This is a genomic window from Mycobacterium sp. 050128 (genome assembly GCF_036409155.1).
GTDB lineage: Bacteria > Actinomycetota > Actinomycetes > Mycobacteriales > Mycobacteriaceae > Mycobacterium.
Map to the genome: position 1 here is coordinate 2068473 of NZ_JAZGLW010000001.1, position 18662 is coordinate 2087134.

The following is an 18662-nucleotide window of genomic DNA, read 5'->3' on the forward strand; positions in this document are numbered from 1 at the left end:
GTTGCCGGGCCGGATCGCGTGTCTGGGCGCGGTGCTGGCCGCGGTCGCACTGCTGGTGCCGCTGCCGGTGTCCGGGGCGCAAGCACCCGACTTCGATCTCCAGGCACATCGCGGCGGTCGTGGTGAGACCACCGAGGAATCGCTGCGTGCCTTCGCCAAATCACTCGAACTAGGCGTCAGCACACTCGAACTCGACATCGTCATCACCAAAGACGGGCAGCCCCTGGTGTGGCACGATCCGACGATCGACGCCGAAAAATGCGTCGACACCGGGCCCGCGATTGCCGGCGATCCGCAATACCCGTACGTCGGAAAGCTGGTGCACGAACTCACTCTGGCGCAGCTACGAACATTGGACTGCGGTCGCCTGCTCACCGAGTTTCCCCGAGCTGAAGTGGTGCGGGGCAACAAGATAGCGACCTTGCCGGAAGTCTTCGCGCTCGCCGACTCCTACCGGGCTCCGAACGGAACAGGGGTGCGTTACAACATCGAAACCAAGGTGGAGGCCGACCGGCCGAGCCGATCGGCCGAGCCCCAGAAATTCGTCGACATAATCCTGGGAGCAGTCAGGTCGGCGGGCAAGGTCTCTTCCGTCGACATTCAGAGCTTCGACTGGCGAACCCTGCCGATGGTGCACCGGGCCGAACCGTCGATTCCGTTGGTGGCCTTGTACAACGAGGAGACCTGGGCGCCGGATTCGCCGTGGCTGGCCGGCATCGACGCCACAGCCGTCGGAGATGCGATGATCGGGGCGCTGATGGTGGGGGCCAGCATCGTCTCGCCCAGATACCAGTTGGTCACCGGCAAGCCGTATGTCGATCACGCGCATGCGTTGGGGCTCAAGGTCATTCCATGGACCGTCAACGACGCCGCGGCGATGCGTGAGCAAATCGGCTTTGGTGTCGACGGCCTCATCACCGACTACCCGACGCTGCTGCGCGCCGTGATGGCCGACCTCGGTATGCCGTTACCGCCGGCCTGTCGTCGCGGTTAGCGGGCTACGTTGCCGGCCAGGCCGAGAACCACGTCGGCCTGCTGGCCGACGTGTCGCTGTCGGCGGCGGTTGGCCAAGGCAGCACGCCACAGCATGCCCGGGCGCAGTAGCGCAGTGGCGGGGTCGACGAGCGCGGTCACTCTGAAGAATTGATCGACGGCGTCGGCGTCGTATTCGGCGGCGGTCAGCACCCGATCGACGTATGTGTTGAGCAGCCGGGTGAGCAACGATGGTGTGCCCTCGATTTCGGGTAGGCAGAGGTCGGGGCTGGCCGACAGTTCCCACGCCTGGCGGATCGGCACCGCCGCGGCCCGGAAGAATCGATGCGCCAAATCCCTTGTGCCGCTGAGTAAGCAGTCACGCAGTGTCAGCGCCTCGAGGGCGGCTACCGTCATGCCCTGGCCGTAGATCGGGTTGAAGCTGCAGATCGCGTCGCCGATGACCAGCAGGCCCTGGGGGAATCGCCGCATCTTGTCGTAGCGGCGCCACCGGCTGGACGGCGTACGGTGCCGCGTGGGTTCTCCGATGGGGTCGGCGGCCTGAATCGCGGCCAGCAGGTGGGGCGGTGCGAAGTCCTCGACGAACTCGCACATCGATATCAGGTCGGGGTGCGGACCGTGACCCGCGAGGCCGGAAACGGTGAACATCCAGGTGTCGTTCTCCGAGTGCAGAATGCCCAGCGAGCGCGGCCGGCCCGGCACGGGGCCGACGACGAAGCCGAGTTCGTGCAGTGCATCGGGTGCCATGCTCAACAACTGGCTCACATACGTCAGCTCGACCGTGACCTCGTCCTCGCGCGGTCGGTCATAGCCCATGCTGTCCAGCCACGCCGGGGTGCGGGCGCCCCGTCCGGTCGCGTCGACCACCAAATCGGCCCGCAGCGTGAGGTCTTCGCGGGTGCGACGGTCGACCACCCGTGCCCCGTTGACGCGATGGTGGTCCGCTGTCGCGGTCAATTCCACGATGTCGTGCTCGTCGAGCAGCGTGACGTTAGGGATGGCGCGCAGCCGCGCGCGGACGTGATCCTCGAGGAACGGCCGGGTGGCGAGATAGGCGGTGAACGAGGTGGCGCTGCCGTTGCGCATCATCAGGTGCCCGCCCACGTGGTAGTACAGCTGCGACAGATCCCGGCCGTCGACATAATGCGCGCCGTCGACGACCAGCTCGTCGAGGATGCCGGGGAAGAATTGCTCAAGGACCTGCGCGCCGCGAGGCAGCAGGCCGTGCAGGTGCTTGCCCTGCGGCACACCCCGGCGGGGTACGCCGATGTCGGGCAGCGGGTCGCGCTCCACCACCGTCACCACGTCGTAGAACTCGCTGAGCGACCGCGCGGCCAGCAGACCGGCCATGCTCGCTCCCAGTACCACCGCGTGAATACCGATCTTCGCCATAGCCCACCGCCTGTGCTGAGCGTTTATCTGACGAAAGCCATGCTGGTGGCCGCTGACCGGCGGCGGGAGCGTAGTCGACTACGCGACTGATACGTGTCCACTACACATCGGCTCACCGAAACGTCGGCAAAGCCGCCCATTCGATGCTCCTGCACCGTTATAGTCGCCGAGTGATCGGCGCTGAGCCGCTGACCGGGCGCGACAGTGAATTGGGGATCATTCGCCGCGCCCTCAGCGCAGCAGGCAATCACTCGGGCGTGGTAGTCGCCGGAGCCGCTGGCGTGGGCAAGACTTGGCTGGCCCACGAGGCGCTGCGGCGGGCCGCGGCGGCGGGGGAGCGGACGAAGTGGATCGTCGGTACCGACTCGGCGCATGCGCTGCCGCTGGGAGCGTTTATCGGCTCGCTGGGTGAAGCGATGTCGAACCCGTTGACCGATGTACAACGGGTCATCAATTCGTTTGTCGCGCAACAGCGTCGAGGCAGGGTCGTAGTCGGGGTCGATGACGCGCACCTGCTGGACGGATTGTCTGCCCTCGTCGTTCATCAGCTAGCGCAATCGGGCGGGGTCCGACTGGTGGTCACAATCCGCACCGGCAGCGACGAACCCGACGCGGTGACGGCGTTGTGGAAGGACGGGCTGCTGGAACGGCTTGATCTTGAACCGCTTTCGGCGGCGGCCACCCGCGAGGTCATCGAGAGCAGGCTGGACGGTCCCGTCGATGCGCGCAGCGCGGCCCGCTTCCAAAAGCTGACCGGCGGCAACGCCCTGTTCCTGCGGCAGCTGGTGGCCGACCAGGTGGCCGCCGGGCGGATGCGCAAAACCGCCGGGGTATGGATGTGGGACGGTGATGTGGCGGTCTCGGCGAGCCTGTCCGACACGCTGCGCCGCCAGATGGGCCGCCTGAGCCCGGGTATGGCGATGGTGGTCGACACGTTGTCGCAATGCGAGCCGCTGGCCATCGGCGTGCTCTGCGACTTGGTGGACCGCAGCGACGTGGCTGCCGCCGAGCGGATGGGCCTGGTGAGCATCGAACGCACCGCGGCCGGATTGACGGCCCGGCTCGCCCACCCGCTGTTCGGCGAGCTGCGCCGCGCGAGCGCCGGCGAGCTGTATCTCTCGGAAATCCGGGGTCGGCTCGCGACGCGGTTGGCTGACGACGGTGACGCCGACATGCAGGCCACCGTGCGCCGCGCGCTGCTGCGGCTCGAGTCGGACCTCGATCCCGACCCCGGGCTATACCTGGAATCGGCGCGGCACGCCATGACGTTGCTTGATCTCGATCTGGCCGACCGGTTCGCCACCGCCGCCACGGCGGCCGGCGCGCCCGGTGCGGCCGAGGTGCGGGCGATGAACCTGGTGCTGCTTGGGCGCGGCGAGGCCGCCGAGGCGGCGTTGCGCGAGATGGCCTGCGACGACCAGCCCGGCTGCCACCACTGGGCGACCGTGCGGGCGGCCAACCTGATCTGGTGGCTCGCCAGACCGCACGACGCGGCCCCGATTCTGGCCGGCCTGGCCGCGAACCCCGAGACGCCGGCGCAGCGGGCGGAGCGGTTGGCAGTGCAGGCGTGCCTGGACGCGGTGTCGGCGCGCTGCGAGATCGCGGTCGTAAACGCCCGGGCCGCATTGGATTTCCCGGAGCTACCGGGGTTTCACGCGATGATGGCATCCCTGGCGTTGATCATGGCGATGGGCGCGCTCGGTCGGGTCGACGATCTCTCGGGTATCGCGGAGCAGGCCCTGCGGCGCGCGACGACGTCGTTTCAGGCGTCCCATATGCGATATTGGTTCGGCGCCGTCTATGGCCGCGCCTGCCGGCTGGTCGGACGGATCGATGAATTCGTCAGCATGGCAAAGAAACTGGCCGACTCGGCCCGCGAGATCCCCGGCCTGGCCTACGCGAACCTCTCCTTCCTGTTGGGCAACGCCGCGCTGGCCCGCGGTGCCGTCGCGGAGTCGGCCCGGTTGGTGCACGAAGCGGTTGCCGGAGTGCAAATACACTCCGTCACAACGGGATTACGGCCAGCGACTTATTTCGCGCTGGCCGAAGCCCACGCCAAGCTCGGACAAGCAGGCGAGGCCAATGAAGCGGTCGCAGCCGCGCGGTCGTGCGTGCCGCCGGACTTTCTGTTCATGCACACCGCGTTGGCGCTGGCCGACGGCTGGGCGATGGCGGCAAGCGGCCACCTGACCGAGGCCGTGGCAAGCGCACAGGAGGCGGCACGCCTGGCCCGCGATCGCGGCCAGCCCACCCATGAACTCGCCTGCATTCAGGCCGCGGCTCAATGGGGCGACGCCTCGCAGGCCGCGCGGGCACGCGAGCTGGCCGATGAGTTGGCGCTGCCGCTGGCCGCCGCCATCGGTGCACACGCGGTGGCCCTGCACGCTGGGGACGGTGAGGGCCTGCTCGCGGCCTCGGCGGCCTACCGTGAGATCGGTGACCGGGCCACTGCCGCCGACGCGGCAGCGCAGGCGTCCGTGGCGTTCGACGAAGGCCAGCACCATCGGCGCGGAATGTACGCCGCGGCGCTGGCCAGGGAGTTAGCCGATGAATGCGGTGGGCTGCAGACGCCGGCGCTGCGGACGCCGACGGGTATCAAACTCTCGGGCCGCCAGCGTGACGTCGTCGAGCTCGTGGTGGCCGGTCTGTCCAACCGGGACATCGCCGAGCAGCTGGTGATGTCCGTGCGCACCGTCGAGGGCCACGTGTACCGGGCTTGCCAGCGAGTGGGGGCCCAGTCGCGCGAGGAACTGGCGTCGATCATTCGATCGGGACCCTGCGGACGAGGCTGACACAGCGCTGCCCGCAGCGCTGAAATCGCTTCACTCGACGACGATTTCCCGCTGGCCATGCCGTTCACGGTCGTGGCCTCAAAGCCCATTGGCGCCCACATCTAGCCTGGGGGCGACGACGCCGACGTACGTCTAGAGGCCCAGCAGCCGCGCCGACCCCCACAGCGCTAGCACCGACACCACCAGAGCCGGGGGTACCGTGCACAGGCCCAGCCGGGTGTATTCGCCGACACCGGCTTCGACGTCGTGCTGGCGAAGCACGCGCCGCCACAGCAGGTTTGACAGCGAACCGACGTAGGTCAGGTTCGGCCCGATGTTGACCCCGATCAGCACCGCCAGGACCGCGACCGGGCCGCCGGGGGCGACCAGCGGCAGCAGCACCAGCGTGGCCGGCAGATTGTTGACGACGTTGGCCAGCACGGCGGCCACCGCGGCGATGCCAAGCAACGCCGGCAGCCCCGACCCGTGCGGCAGCACGGCGGACATCACGCGGTCCATCCCGTTCAGCGTGACCGCCTGCACCACGACGCCCAGCGCCAGCACGAACACCAGAAACGAAACCTGGGCCGAGCGAAGGATTTCCATCACGGTGGTGTGCCGGTGGCGCAGGCTGCGCACCGCGAGCACCGAGGCGCCGGCCAGTGCCACCCACGCGGGGGGCACGCCCAGCGGCTCGGAGAAGGCGAACCCGGCCAGGGTCAGCGCCACCACCACCAACACGAACACCGGCGGCCGTGGTGCCGGCCCGAGTTGGTCCGGGTCGGGCGCGACACGCAGGTCGCGGGCGAAGAAGCCGCGGAAGACCAGGTACAGCGTGGCGATGGTGGCCAGCCACGGCAGCGCCATCGCAAGGGTGAACTTGGTGAAGGAGACGTTCGCGACGTGAAACGCCAGCAGGTTGGTCAGGTTGGACACCGGCAGCAGCAGCGAGGCGCCGTTGGCGAGGTGGGCGGTGGCATAGGCGTAGGGGCGCAAGGGAGTTCGCAACCGGCGCACGGCGGCCAGCACCACCGGGGTCAGCAATACCACGGTGGCGTCCAGGCTCAGGACGGCGGTGATGGTGGCGGCGATGACGAACACCTGCCGCAGCAGTCCGTGCGAGCCGCGCGGCGTTCGGGCGATCGCGGCGCCCGCGGCCTCGAACAGGCCTTCGTCGTCACACAGCTTGGCCAGCACCAGCACCGCGCCCAGGAACGCGACCACCCCTGACAAGTCGGCGACCTGGCGGGCCGCCTGGTGGACCGAAATCGCGCCGATCGCAACCGCGATGAGCGCAGCGGGAACCGCGGCCAGTGCCTCGGACCATCCTCGCGGGCGCGCGACGGCGAACCCCAGTACCACGGCAAGCAGCAGCAACGCAACGGTTAAAGCCAAGGCCTATACCATCCAAGGGTTTTCGCGTCGCCACACCGTCGGCATGTGCAATGCGACACCGTCGCGGGTGGCCAGCTCATCGAGCACCTGGATGGAGACGTCCAGGTCGTCACCCGCATATGGCAAGGCCCGCAACGGCTTCGACAGCGGACGGAAGAAGTCGTCCCAGTGGATCAGGATCACCCGGCGCGCGCCCACCGCCTGCACCGTCTCGGCCCAGTAGTCGAGCAGGTAGGACCGCGGCTGCAGACCCAGCTGGCCGACCGATAGGTAGACGGCCTCGGCGCGCTGTCCGGCCAGCGCGCCTTTGACGAAGCCGGCGCTGCCCTGAATCAGCAGTCGCTTGTCCGACGGCAGATGGTGGATCAGCGTCGACCACGACTCGCCGCAGCGGTAGGCCGACGCCTTCACCGGCGGCACCAGGGGCGCGTCGATCACGCCGGGGAACCGGTCGGGCGGGCAATGGTGTGACTCGATGAGCGTGATGTCGAAGGCGCCCAACCGGATTGGTTCGCCCGGCACCGCGACGATCATGCGGTTCTCCGGCAGGCCGTAGCCGCGCCCGACATTGGCCGCGGACTCACCACCGACCAGCTGTGCTCCGGTCCGGTCGGCGACCAGTGCGGAATCCATCACGTGGTCGATGTGGGTGTGCACGGGTATGACAGCCGCCAGCCGCGACACCTTCGCGCGGGCCAGGCAGCCGTCCACCCGCACCGGCGACGGCGACAGCCTGCCGGCCGCGACCTGCGCCAGGCTCGGGCGCGAGAAATAGCCGTCGGTCATCAGTGCCGACGAGCCGTCGTCAATCAGCAGCGTTGCCACACCCATCCAGGTCGCCGAGAGGCCATTGGCGTCGGCAGCGGGCGCGTCGAATCGATCCAAATAGCGCGCGATGTCGGGGCGACCGAGCTTGAGCCGCATCAGCAGAACGGCCTGATGTCGATGCCCGCGGCCTGGAGCTGGTCGCGCACCACGGTGGCGATCTGCACCGCGCCGGGTGAATCACCGTGCACGCAAACCGATTCCATGCTCACCGAAACCTGGGAGCCGTCCACGGCGGTGACCTGCCCGGAGGACACCATCGCCACCACGCGCTGCGCGATCGCCGCCGGGTCGTCCAGCACCGCGCCGGCCTCTCGGCGCGAAACCAGTTGGCCGTCCGGCCGGTAGGCCCGATCGGCGAAAGCCTCCGCGACGGTGTGCAATCCGACGCGGGCGGCCTCTTCGAAGAACGCCGAGCCGGCCATGCCCAGCACCGGCAGCGTGGCGTCGGCCAGACATATCGCCGATGCGACGGCGGCGGCCTGCTCGTGGTTGGTCACGATGGTGTTGTACAGCGCGCCATGGGGTTTGACGTAGGAAACCGTCGAGCCCGCCGCGCGGGTGATCGCCTGCAAAGCGCCGATCTGATACACCACGTCGGCGACGAGATCCTCGACGGCGACATCGATGAACCGCCGGCCGAACCCGGCCAGGTCGCGGTAACTGACTTGAGCTCCGATGCGTACGCCACGCTCGGCGGCCGATCTGCACACCCGCAACAGGCTGGCGGGATCGCCGGCGTGGAAACCGCACGCGACGTTGGCGCTCGTGACGATTCCGAGCATGGCGTCGTCATCGCCCAGGCTCCAGACGCCAAAGCCCTCACCCAAGTCGGCGTTCAGGTCGATAGCGGCCACCTGCCTAGCTTATTGCGGGATCCTGGCTGCCTAGCCACCTTCGCCGCGGACTGGACGCGCGCGAGCCTAAGTGCCGGCCTCGCGCCGTCGTCCCAGCAGCCAGCAAGATAGATAAATCAGAAACGAGATCGTTGCAACGAACACCGACACCGGGACGCCGGGCGCCAGCGACAGCACGAGGCCTCCCACCGCGGCGACCTCGGCGAAGACCACCGACGCCAGGATCGCCACCGCCGGCGAGGCGACCACCCGGGCGGCCGCGGCCGCGGGCGTGATCAGCAACGACATCACCAGCAGCGCGCCGACGATCTGCACGGCCTGAGCGGCCACCACGCCGACCAGCGCGGCGAACACGATGCCCAGCGCCCGCACCGGCACCCCGCGGGCCGCCGCGACGTCGGGATCGACCGTGGCGAACAACAGCGGCCGGTAGCAGGCCGTCAGGACCCCGATGACCAGCAGGCACACCAGCGCGAGCGTCGCCAGTCCGGTGTAGCCCACCCCGACGATCTGACCGGTGAGCAACGCGAAGCTCGTCGTCGTGCGTCCGGGATAGAGGTAGATGAACAGGACCGCCAGGCCCAGCCCAAACGCCAGCACCACCCCGGTCACCGAATCGCGTTCCCGGGCCCGCTGCCCGAGAACACCGAACAGCGCGGCCGCCACGGCACTGCCGATCAGCGCGCCCAGGCCCACCTGGAACCCGACCAGCAATGCGAAAGCGGCTCCGGTCAGCGACAACTCGCTGGATCCGTGCACGGCGAACGACATCTGCCGCATCACGATGAACGGGCCGATCAGCCCGGCGACCAGGCCCAGCAGCGCGGCGGCCAGCAGCGCCTGCTGGACGAAGTCGTGGCTGAGCAGTGCAGCCGTGATGTCAAACGAGAACAGATGATCCAGCACACCGGAGAGCTGGTTGTTCATAACGCGTGCCCGCTGTCGTCTCCGATCACCACGTAGCGGCCGTTGACCTTCACCACCTGGATGTCCGCCCGGTACAACGTCGACAGCGTTTCGGTGTTCATCACCTGCTCGACGGTGCCGATCCGGAAGCGGCCGTCGACCAGGTACAGCACCCGGTCGACGTACGGCACGATCGTGTTGATCTCGTGGGTCACCACCATGACCGTGGTGTCGGACTCCCGGCGGCGGCGGTCGATCAGCGCCGCGACCAGCTTGGCGTTGGCCGGGTCCAGAGCCAACAGCGGCTCGTCACACAGCAGCACCATCGGATCGCTGGCCAAGGCCTGGGCGATGCGCACGCGCTGCAACTCCCCGCCCGACATCAGCCCGACCCGGACGTCGGCCAGCGACTCGCCGTTCACCTGGGCCAGCGCTTGCCGCACGGCCAGCTTCCGCCGGCTGCGCTCGGTCGAACGCAGCGGCATGACACCCCAGCGGTTCCCGTCGATGCCCAGCCGCACCAGGTCGCGCCCGACCAGCATCACCTCCCGGTCGATCGGGCGGTGTTGGGGCACATAGCCGATGGCTCCGCTGCCCGAGGTGACCTCTTTGCCGTCGACGTACGCGACGCCGGCGCTCAGCAGGAGTTGTCCGAGCAACACCTTGAGCAGCGAGGTCTTGCCGGTGCCGTTGGGGCCGAGCACCGCGATGAACTCCCCCGGCGACACCGACAGGTCGAGGCCGTCCCACAGCACGCGGTCGCCGAATGCCAGCCGAGCCCCGGTCAGCGAGACGGCGGGTGGCCGTTGGCCGGCCGTCTCGAGCGCTTGGTCAATTACCGGCACTGGCCTCACCCGATCGCAGCGCGGCCTGCAATTGGTCGACGGTTTTGCGCTGCCAGGTCAGGTAGTCGGCGCCGTCGGGCAGCGTCTCGGTCACCAGCGTGACGGGAACGCCCGCTCGACGCGCCGCATCCTGCAGGCCGTTGATCGCGGGCGTGGCGGTCTGGGGGTTGACCAGCACTGCCGCGACTTGGTGGCGGTTGACCAGGTCGAGGACGAACGCCATGTCGGCCGGCGACGGATCGGTCCCGTTCTCGTTGGCGGACATGAAACTTTCGGGGGTGCGATCCACCAGGCCGGTGGCCTTCAGCAGGTAGTACGCCACCGGTTCGGTCGCGACGACGGAGGCGTTGGGGAACGTGTTGGCGAGGGTGCGTTCCGACGCGGCAATGTTGTCGACGTCGCGGCCGAACCCGGCGGCGTTGGCCCGATAGTCGGCGGCATTGTCCGGGTCGATGGCTGCGAGGCGGTCGGCGATGGTGTTGGCAACGGTCTTGGCCACGCCAAGGTCGTAGAAAACGTGCTCGTTGGGCGGATTTCCGTGGTCCGCCTTCGGCGCGAACGCGTAGGCATCCACCGACTTGATGTCCGGATGGCCGCTGAGCACCTGCGTCGCCCAGGGGTCGTAGCCACCGCCGTTGTAGACCATCAATCCGGCGTCCAGGATGGCGGCGGCGTCAGAGGCGCTGGCCTGATAGGTGTGGGGATCGATAGTGGCGCCGGACAGGATCGACTTCACGTTGACGTGGCGTCCGGCGACCGCATGGGCGACGCTGCCCCACACATCGGTGGAGGCCACCACGGTGGCCCCCTTCGAGTGCGGGGAACCGGCGCCGCCGCAGCCGGTGATCGCCGTCGCTCCGATCACGCAGGCGGCCAACGCCGTCAGGATGCGCGTGCGCCCGTTAACTTGTCCCATTTCGTCCCATCAGCGCTGCCCGGGGGCGTGAAATTCCGGTGGCGGTCCGGTCTGCCGAGTCATAATACTAATGAAAACCGTTTCCATTAGAAAATAGCAGATCGCGGCGGCTTAGGCGCGGGCGAGGACGCGCTGTAGCGTCGGCGATCGTGAGTCCCACACCGCGCCGGCGTGCGACTCTGGCGTCGTTGGCGGCCGAACTCAAAGTCTCCCGCACTACCATCTCGAACGCCTTCAACCGGCCGGATCAGCTCTCACCCGACCTCCGCGAGCGGGTGCTCGCCACGGCGAAGCGGCTGGGCTACGCCGGACCCGACCCGGTGGCCCGGTCGTTGCGCACCCGCAAGGCCGGGGCGGTCGGATTGTTGATGGCCGAGCCGCTGACGTATTTCTTCAGCGACCCGGCGGCGCGTGATTTCGTCACGGGAGTGGCGCAGTCGTGCGAAGAGCAGGGGCAGGGCCTACTGCTGGTGGCAGTCGGGCCCAGCCGCAGCCGCCAGGACGGCGAGGCCGCGGTGCTGGCCGCCGGGGTGGACGGCTTCGTGGTGTATTCGGTCCGCGACGACGACCCCTACCTGCAGGTGGTGCTGCAGCGGCGGGTGCCGGTGGTGGTGGTCGACCAGCCCAAGGACCTGGCCGGGGTGTCGCGAGTGGGCATCGACGACAGGGCGGCGATGCGCGAGCTCGCCGACTACGTGCTGGGCTTGGGGCATCGCGAGATCGGGCTGCTGACAATGCGATTGGGCCAGGAGTGCCGCCAAGACGTGGCCGACGCGGATCGGCTGCGCTCGTTGACTTTCGACGTTCAGCGCGAACGCATCACCGGCGTGTGGGACGCCATGCAGGCCGCCGGCGTGGACCCGGATTCGCTGACCGTGGTCGAGAGTTACGAACACCTGCCGGAATCGGGTGGCGAGGCGGCCAGGGTGGCGCTGGAGGCCAATCCGCGGATCACCGCATTGATGTGCACCGCAGACATCTTGGCGCTGTCGGCGATGGATTACCTTCGCGCACATGGCATTTACGTGCCCGGGCAGATCAGCGTCACCGGATTCGACGGTGTGCCCGAGGCGATCAGCCGCGGCCTGACGACGGTGTCGCAGCCGAGCCTGCGTAAGGGTCATCGGGCCGGGGAACTGCTACTCAGCCCACCGCGGTCCGGCCTGCCGGTCGTCGAGCTGCTGGAGACCGAGCTGATCCGCGGCCGGACCTCCGGTCCGCCGGTTTAGCCGGACGACTCCGAGTCGCCGATCAGCAGCCGCACTGCCAGGTCGAGCCGCTTGCTGACATCGGTTGCCGAGGCGCGCCGGGTAAGCCAGGCCAGCAGGTTCGACAACCACACGTCGGAGATCACCCGGGCGATGTGGTACTGATCCTCGGTCGGTTCGCCGTCACTCATCGCGCGGGCGAACATGCTGTCGATCAGCTTTTCCACCTGATCGACCTCGCTCGCCGCCGACGCGTCGGCGAAGACGTAGGCACGTGTCATGGCCTCGGTGAGCAGCGGGTTGCGCTGCATCGCGCGGTTGAGCTTGCCGACCATGAAATTCAGCCGTTGAAACGGCGTGCCGCCCGCCATCGCGGAGCGGTCGGTTTTCGCGTCGATGCGACCGAACTCACGGCCCAGGGCCGACACCAGCAGGTGCACTTTCGAGGGGAAGTAGCGGTACAGCGTCCCGACCGCCACGTCCGCGCGATCCGCCACCGCGCGCATCTGAACTGCCTCGTAGCCGCCCTTGGACGCAATGGCCATGGTGGCGTCCAAGATGCGTTTGCGACGCTCGCGTTGTGCCTCCGAGCCCAGCTCGGATTCGGCAAGTACTGCCACGTTCATGACCTCGCGTGGCTGCGAGTCAGGGACGTGGCCAGAGTTAGCGTTCGCTGACGACATCTGACGGGTTGCTCCTCTTTCGGGTGGTTCGTTCGCAAACGATAACCAAGTCGTGTGTGAATTTCCCACCTCCGTCCCGCCGGGGCAGCGAGCTGTCCTGCTGTAATGGCGTTCGCCTTGACGGTCGATCGCTGGCACTATTAGAACACGTTCTAGTGGAGAAGAACGAGAACGCACGCGACGCATGAAGGGGTTCGCGCAAGCGCGTGATGCGTCTGGCCAATTGAGTGCCGCAGTCTCTTCCGGCGCTGCCCTCCCCACGGCGCCGTCGAGGCTCCTCACGGCAGGGTGGTGATGGTGCCGGAGGTCAGTAGGTCGGCGTAGTAGCTGCCACCCGGGTAGAAATCGGGCGTGATTGTTCCCGCGAACATGTCGGTGATCCAGCCTCGCGTCAGACCCCATACCGCCGCCACATTCGCGGGCTTCGGACGACCGCACACCAGGTTTTCGTAACCCGGCGACGACATGCCGAGCGCGTCACCGTGGGCGCCGGTGGTCAGCTTCACTCCGAGAAATGCTCGATCCGGCAGATACCGTTCGAGTGCCCTGGTGCCGCTTCGGAAAGCGTTGCAGAGCAGGTGCGGTGACGCCGTGGCGTAGATCGGCAGGGTGGTGCTGGCCAGCCCGGCCAACGCTTTGTCGGTATTAGAGCCGATAAATGACTTCACGCCGTCTTCGCTGATGATGCCACGCAGCTGACTGAAGGCGGCCGGGTAGGCGCTATGCAGGCGCTCGGCGACGTATTCGACGGCCTCCGCCCCGGCCGAATGCCCCACGAACACCAACTTCTCGGGCAACGGCGTGACGGGTCGGCCCAGATCCGACGTCGCCGCCGCGAGCGACGATGCCAAGGCGCCATTCGGATCATCTTTGTGGGCAAACACATCGGCGATGTTGTCGAGGAAGCCGGTGTTGTCGATCAGGTGCTCCACGGTGCAACCGAAGGGGTTGACGGTGGGTAGCGTGGTGGCCATCACGAGGTATCCGCTGTTGGCAACCTCGGTGGCAAAGGCAGACCACACGTTCTTGCCCTCGACGAAGCCGTGCTGCAACCACACCAATCCGAGCGGCGCCGTGCTCGGGACATACCATGTCGTCGGTACCTGGCGGGTCGAGGTCGCGCACGCAACGTCAGTGGTGCTGTCGGCCGCGATGGAATCGCCCCGGGCTGGGCGCGGGGCAGCCACAGTTGCGGCGATCGCAGCCGCGCTGAGCACGGCCACGAAATTGCCGCCGGCGCGTCGCGCTAGCGAACCCAAGGTCATTAAGAAATTGAAACACTTACCCCATCGAGTCGGGCGTGATCAGGCGCGAATGCAGCATCCGTCGCGGTAGATGATCGGCCGAGCAATGCTAGAGCGAGCGGAGAAGAGGTCGCGCCGAGGCATTCTTCGTGATGGGGCGGACGGACCGACTGTCGGCGCGATGGCATTCGACTTGACGGTCGATCGCTGGCACTATTAGAACACGTTCTAGTGGGAGTTAGTGCTCCCTGTCGTCACGTTTCATTCGGAACCCGGAGGGCTCTACGTGGTAGCGACCGTTACCGGCGAACAGCTAGCGGCACGTGAGTTGGTGCGGGATTGGGCCCGCAACGCCACCTCCGGTCCCGGCGGAACCGCGGCGATACGCGAGGTCGAGCAGGGCAACCCGGACGCCTGGCGTGCGGTGTTCGCCCGGCTGGCCGACCTCGGCCTGTTCGGGGTGGCCATCTCAGAGGACGCCGGCGGGGCCGGCGGCAGCATCGAAGATCTGTGCGCGATGGTCGAGGAGGCGGCGAAGGCGCTGGTGCCCGGGCCGATCGCCACCACCGCGCTGGCCACACTGGTGGTCACCGATCCCGGCGTGTTGGCCGCGCTCGCGTCGGGGGAGCGGTTCGCGGGTGTGGCGCTCGAGGGTGACGTCCAGTTCGACGGCGCGCAGGCGTCGGGCACCGTCGACTTCGTGCTGGGCGGCGCCGACGGAGGGCTGCTGCTGTTGCCCGCTGGCGAGAGGTGGGTCCTCGTCGACACCGGCAGCGACGGCGTGCGGCTGGAGCCATTGCGGGCCGCCGATTTTTCCCGGCCGCTGGCACGCGTGGTGCTGACGTCGGCACCGGCGACCCCGATCGACGAATCGCGGCAGCGGGTGCAGGAACTGGCCGCTACCGTGCTGGCCGCCGAGGCCGCCGGCATCACTCGCTGGTCGCTCGAGACTGCCGTCGCTTACGCCAAGGTGCGCGAGCAGTTCGGCAAGCCGATCGGGAGCTTTCAGGCCATCAAGCACCTGTGCGCGGAGATGCTGTGCCGCGCCGAGCAGGCCGAGGTGGCCGCCTCGGACGCAGCACGCGCGGCCGGGGCCGCCGGCGCCTCCGACGAGAGGCAGTTCTCGATTGCCGCCGCGCTGGCCGCCGGCGTCGCGATCCCCGCGGTCAAGGCGAACGTCAGGGACTGCATTCAGGTGCTCGGCGGCATCGGCTGCACCTGGGAACACGACGCGCACCTGTACTTGCGCCGCGCGCACGCGATCGGCCGGTATCTCGGCGGGGCCGAGCGCTGGCTGCGCCGCATCACCGAGCTCACCCAGGACGGGGTGCGCCGACGGCTGAGCATCGACTTGACGGAGGTCGAGGATCAGCGCGCCGAGCTCGCCGCGACCGTCGCCGAGATCGCGGCGCTGCCCGCCGAGAAGCGGCAGGTGGCCCTGGCCGATGCGGGGCTGCAGGCGCCGCACTGGCCTAAGCCGTACGGTCGCGCCGCGTCGCCCGCCGAGCAGCTGCTGATCGACCAGGAGCTGGCCGCGGCCGGAGTCGAGCGACCCGATCTGGTGATCGGCTGGTGGGCGGCGCCGACGATCCTTGAGCACGGCACGCCGGAGCAGATCGAGCGCTTCGTGCCGGCCACCACGCGTGGCGAATTCCTTTGGTGTCAGCTGTTTTCCGAGCCGGGAGCGGGCTCGGACCTGGCGTCGCTGCGCACCAAAGCAGTGCGCACCGAAGATCCAGCCGGCGGCTGGTTGTTGACCGGGCAGAAGGTGTGGACGTCGGCCGCGCACAAAGCGGCCTGGGGCGTGTGCCTGGCGCGCACCGATCCCGACGCCCCGAAGCACAAGGGCATCACCTACTTCCTCATCGACATGAAATCGCCCGGCATCGACATCCGACCGCTGCGCGAGATCACCGGCGACTCGCTGTTCAACGAGGTGTTCCTGGACAACGTCTTCGTGCCCGACGAGATGGTCGTCGGCACGGTGAACGACGGCTGGCGGCTGGCCCGCACCACGCTGGCCAACGAGCGGGTCGCGATGGCCAGCGGGACGGCGCTGGGCAACCCGATGGAAGAGCTGCTCAAGCTGCTGGCGCAGCGGGACCTCGACGTCGCCGAGCAGGACCGGCTGGGGCGGCTGATCATCTTGGCCCAAACGGGCGCGCTGCTGGATCAGCGCATCGCCCAGCTGGCGGTGGGGGGCCAGGACCCCGGCGCGCAATCCAGCGTGCGCAAGCTGATCGGCGTGCGCTACCGGCAGGCGCTGGCCGAATTCACGATGGACGTCGCCGAGGGCGGCGGCCTGGTTGACCGCCGCGAGGAGAACGACCGAGCGGTGTTCGACTTCCTCAACACGCGCTGCCTGACGATCGCGGGCGGCACGGAGCAGATCCTGCTGACCGTTGCGGCGGAGCGGCTGCTGGGCCTGCCGCGTTAGGTGGCTTGTCGGGTCGCCGAGTGCCGCAATAGCATCAGGACTTCGGGTCTTGTCGCGCAGTAACACGTGCGTCTACTTGATGACGGAGGCTCCTAATGTCGCCGTTTGGCGAGAACCTCGATGTCGTCCCCGGTTTGGTCTTTCACGCCGCGACCGAGGGACGCGGGCAGCACGAGGAGTTGGCGGTCACCTACGCATCGACTCAATCGCAGGGGTGGGACGCCGAGGGTGGATGGGTCGGCAGTTCAGCCGTGGCCCTTTCGGGATTGCTCGATCGATGGCAGTCCGACGCGACGCAGCACCACGCGATGCTTAACCATCATCACGAGGGCCTCGATGCCGCGGCCTCCGGATTTGTCGACATGGAGCGGGACAACGCTCAGCAGCTGAGTCGCGTGTATGGCGCTGACCCTCGCTGATATCGAAATCTGGGATGTCGCAGCGATCGATCAGGTGTTTGCCGCGGCGATGTCTCGGGCCGAGGGCGCGCAGAACACCGGAAACACCGTTGGTGACTTGCTGTCCTTCATCCCGTGGGACGGTCGGGCCGCCGATGCGGCGCGGGATTCGGCCCATCTCATCAAAGTCACGCTGAACGACCACGGAGATCAGTGCCGGCGCGTCGCGGAGGCGGCGAAGAAAGCCTCGGCCGAGGTCGCCGACCTGAAATACCGACTGTCGAAGATCAAAGGCGATGCCGCGGAGGCGTTCCTGCGCATCGACGACCAGACCGGCGCGGTCAGCCCGAAGACCGCCGTATTGACCGCCAGCCAGCTTCAGCAGCAAAAGGCCGTCATGCAGGATCTCGTGGCTCGCATCAAGCAGCTGCTCGCCGATGCGGACAACGCCGACCGCGATCTGGCCACCGCCATCCAGACGGCTGACGGGGCTGCCACCACACCCGCCGATCCGGCCGGCGGCCAGCCGCCCCGGCCGCTGGCGAAGCCTCCACCGGATTCGGCGTCGCCCGCGGACCGCAAGAAGTGGTGGGACGGCCTGACCCCGCAGCAGCAGGTGGACTTGCTGAGCCAAGACCCTGCCGCAATCGACAAGGAAGGGATTCCCGCCGATATCCGGGATGCCGCCAACCGCATTCGCCTGCCGCATGAGCTTGCGGTAGCGAAAACAACCTTGGATACCGCCCGCGGCAACGAGTCCCGGTATTGGGAGTACGTGAATACTCATCATGGCGATGCACCGCCCGGGATGACCGGTGACCCCGTGGCAGCACTCGCCAACGCGGAGTCCCGGTACAACGATCTGATCGGCATCCAGAGTGCGATGTATCCGACGAACCCGGACGGAACGCCACGCAAGATCGATCCGAGCGATCGCCGCAGCCTTGTTACGCTGGATCCGGCTTCGAATCCGCGACATGTGTTCGGCGCCATCGGGATCGGGGACGTCGACCGCGCCGCACATGTCGGGGTGACGACCGGTGGTGTCGCCACCAATGCCGGCAGCCTGCCCGGCATGGTTGATGAGGCGACCAATCTGCGGCACACCACGGCCGAGATCCTCACCCATGCCGGAGACCCGAACCCGGGGTCGGTGGCCACGATCGCGTGGGTGGGTTACGAGCCGCCGGCCGATTTGTCCGACATGCGAGTCTTGGGCGATGGCTTGGCGCGCGACGCCGCGCCGCGCCTGAACGGCTTCTTCAATGGGCTGGCCGCGACGACGCAGAACCCGCATCAGGAAATCACGGCCTTCGGGCATTCCTACGGGTCCCTGGTCACCAGCCTCGCCCTGCAACAAGGCAGCCCGGTGAAAAACGTCGTCTTCTACGGTTCGCCGGGACTGGAATTGGGTCAGCCCGGCGATCTGCACCTCGCACCCGGGGGCCACGCGTACTACGAACAAGCGGACGCCGACCCGATCGTGTGGGTACAGCGCGGGCCGGCCATTTTGGATGCGGTACCCATCATCGGTCCGGAGCTTAATTTGCTCCTCGGCAGCGGAGACACCGGTGAGCGCTTCGGGGAGACGCCCAACCAAATGCCCGGGATCTCGCAGTTGTCTACATCGGCCGGCGTTGATCCAGTACTCGGAGAGCAACGCGCCGGCGCCAGCGGACATGCGGAATACCCGCGCGATGACGGGACCGCCAACCACAATTTGAGGATGTCCGGGTACAACTTGGCGGCGGTGTTATCCGGAATCCAGGGCGCGACGAAGACGGGGAATTAA

At 67.9% G+C, this 18662-nt stretch carries 15 protein-coding genes; 6 read left to right on the forward strand and 9 right to left on the reverse strand.

The annotated features are described in order from the left end of the window. The first annotated feature begins 1 nt into the window (after position 1). The gene (locus tag SKC41_RS09955) at positions 2 to 994 is read left to right on the forward strand and encodes a glycerophosphodiester phosphodiesterase (protein ID WP_330977472.1); all 993 of its coding nucleotides are present in this window, start codon (positions 2 to 4) and stop codon (positions 992 to 994) included. On the opposite strand, the gene SKC41_RS09960 is transcribed toward SKC41_RS09955, so the two are convergent. Beyond that, positions 991 to 2385, reverse strand: a complete 1395-nt coding sequence (locus SKC41_RS09960; protein ID WP_330977473.1) for an FAD-dependent oxidoreductase — start codon at positions 2383 to 2385, stop codon at positions 991 to 993. The two genes, SKC41_RS09955 and SKC41_RS09960, sit on opposite strands and share 4 nt — an antisense overlap. 170 nt (positions 2386 to 2555) lie before the next feature. Here SKC41_RS09960 and SKC41_RS09965 point away from each other — a divergent pair, with 170 nt between their 5' ends. Beyond that, positions 2556 to 5177 carry a helix-turn-helix transcriptional regulator gene (locus tag SKC41_RS09965; protein ID WP_330977474.1) on the forward strand — a complete coding sequence of 874 codons (2622 nt, stop codon included), beginning with the start codon at positions 2556 to 2558 and terminating at the stop codon, positions 5175 to 5177. A gap of 132 nt (positions 5178 to 5309) precedes the next feature. Here SKC41_RS09965 and SKC41_RS09970 read toward each other — a convergent pair whose 3' ends face one another. The 6 genes from SKC41_RS09970 to SKC41_RS09995 form a co-directional block, all read right to left on the reverse strand. Then, positions 5310 to 6551 (reverse strand): SLC13 family permease, encoded by a 1242-nt coding sequence (locus SKC41_RS09970; protein ID WP_330977475.1) that lies wholly within the window; start codon positions 6549 to 6551, stop codon positions 5310 to 5312. 3 nt (positions 6552 to 6554) lie between these two features. Then, positions 6555 to 7475, reverse strand: a complete 921-nt coding sequence (locus SKC41_RS09975) for an MBL fold metallo-hydrolase (RefSeq protein WP_330977476.1) — start codon at positions 7473 to 7475, stop codon at positions 6555 to 6557. After that, positions 7475 to 8233, reverse strand: a complete 759-nt coding sequence (locus tag SKC41_RS09980; RefSeq protein ID WP_330977477.1) for a LamB/YcsF family protein — start codon at positions 8231 to 8233, stop codon at positions 7475 to 7477. Before SKC41_RS09980 ends, SKC41_RS09975 begins: the two co-directional genes overlap by 1 nt. Positions 8234 to 8299: 66 nt before the next feature. Then, positions 8300 to 9160 carry a metal ABC transporter permease gene (locus SKC41_RS09985; protein ID WP_330977478.1) on the reverse strand — a complete coding sequence of 287 codons (861 nt, stop codon included), beginning with the start codon at positions 9158 to 9160 and terminating at the stop codon, positions 8300 to 8302. Beyond that, positions 9157 to 9975, reverse strand: coding sequence for a metal ABC transporter ATP-binding protein (locus SKC41_RS09990; RefSeq protein ID WP_330978824.1), 819 nt, complete (start codon positions 9973 to 9975; stop codon positions 9157 to 9159). Before SKC41_RS09990 ends, SKC41_RS09985 begins: the two co-directional genes overlap by 4 nt. Next, on the reverse strand, positions 9971 to 10900 hold the full coding sequence (locus tag SKC41_RS09995; protein ID WP_330977479.1) for a metal ABC transporter solute-binding protein, Zn/Mn family: 930 nt from the start codon (positions 10898 to 10900) through the stop codon (positions 9971 to 9973). The genes SKC41_RS09990 and SKC41_RS09995 overlap by 5 nt, the downstream gene beginning before the upstream one ends. 149 nt (positions 10901 to 11049) lie before the next feature. Here SKC41_RS09995 and SKC41_RS10000 point away from each other — a divergent pair, with 149 nt between their 5' ends. Continuing rightward, positions 11050 to 12129, forward strand: coding sequence for a LacI family DNA-binding transcriptional regulator (locus SKC41_RS10000; RefSeq protein ID WP_330977480.1), 1080 nt, complete (start codon positions 11050 to 11052; stop codon positions 12127 to 12129). Here the strand turns inward: SKC41_RS10000 and kstR are convergent. Together kstR and SKC41_RS10010 are read right to left on the reverse strand one after the other, a co-directional pair. Beyond that, positions 12126 to 12728, reverse strand: coding sequence for a cholesterol catabolism transcriptional regulator KstR (gene kstR, locus SKC41_RS10005; protein WP_175364543.1), 603 nt, complete (start codon positions 12726 to 12728; stop codon positions 12126 to 12128). The two genes, SKC41_RS10000 and kstR, sit on opposite strands and share 4 nt — an antisense overlap. Before the next feature lie 341 nt (positions 12729 to 13069). Beyond that, the gene (locus SKC41_RS10010; protein ID WP_330977481.1) at positions 13070 to 14056 is read right to left on the reverse strand and encodes an alpha/beta hydrolase; all 987 of its coding nucleotides are present in this window, start codon (positions 14054 to 14056) and stop codon (positions 13070 to 13072) included. A 265-nt stretch (positions 14057 to 14321) separates the two neighbouring features. On the opposite strand from SKC41_RS10010, the gene SKC41_RS10015 reads away from it, so the two are divergent. The 3 genes from SKC41_RS10015 to SKC41_RS10025 all read left to right on the forward strand — a co-directional run bounded on the left by SKC41_RS10015 (position 14322) and on the right by SKC41_RS10025 (position 18662). After that, entirely contained in the window at positions 14322 to 16472 is a 2151-nt protein-coding gene (locus SKC41_RS10015) for an acyl-CoA dehydrogenase (RefSeq protein ID WP_330977482.1), read from the forward strand. A 95-nt stretch (positions 16473 to 16567) separates the two neighbouring features. Continuing rightward, positions 16568 to 16891 carry a WXG100 family type VII secretion target gene (locus SKC41_RS10020; protein ID WP_330977483.1) on the forward strand — a complete coding sequence of 108 codons (324 nt, stop codon included), beginning with the start codon at positions 16568 to 16570 and terminating at the stop codon, positions 16889 to 16891. Beyond that, positions 16872 to 18662, forward strand: coding sequence for an alpha/beta hydrolase (locus SKC41_RS10025; RefSeq protein WP_330977484.1), 1791 nt, complete (start codon positions 16872 to 16874; stop codon positions 18660 to 18662). The genes SKC41_RS10020 and SKC41_RS10025 overlap by 20 nt, the downstream gene beginning before the upstream one ends.